Source organism: Paraburkholderia sp. J7, assembly GCF_905220155.1.
GTDB lineage: Bacteria > Pseudomonadota > Gammaproteobacteria > Burkholderiales > Burkholderiaceae > Paraburkholderia.
This window is the reverse complement of record NZ_CAJMYZ010000119.1, coordinates 1-335: the sequence shown is the minus strand read 5'-3', so window position 1 is coordinate 335 and position 335 is coordinate 1. Positions and strand designations below refer to the sequence as shown.

Below are 335 nucleotides of genomic sequence, written 5' to 3'. Positions count from 1 at the left end.
GTGATCAGCGCGGCCGTGGGCTTCCTGATGTGGTACTCGATCTCGCGCGACGCGCAGCAGATCCAGCCGCTCGTGCCCGCCCTGCAAAGCTGGTGGATGAAGATCCATGTGCCGGCGAACTTCATCGGCTACGGCAGCTTTGCGCTGTCGGCCATGGTGGGCGTGGCGTACATCATGAAGGAGCGCGGCGTGCTGGCGGACCGCCTGCCCGCGCTCGAGGTGCTCGACGACGTCATGTACAAGTCGATCGCCGTGGGTTTCGCGTTCTTTACCATCGCGACGATTCTCGGCGCGCTGTGGGCCGCGCAGGCCTGGGGCGGCTACTGGAGCTGGGA

1 protein-coding gene is annotated in these 335 nt (G+C 66.0%); it reads left to right on the top strand.

The window, feature by feature from the left end:
* Window positions 1-335, top strand: a 335-nt coding sequence (ccsA, locus tag U5A58_RS40585; RefSeq protein WP_321965471.1) for a cytochrome c biogenesis protein CcsA, incomplete at both ends; no start/stop codon positions are given.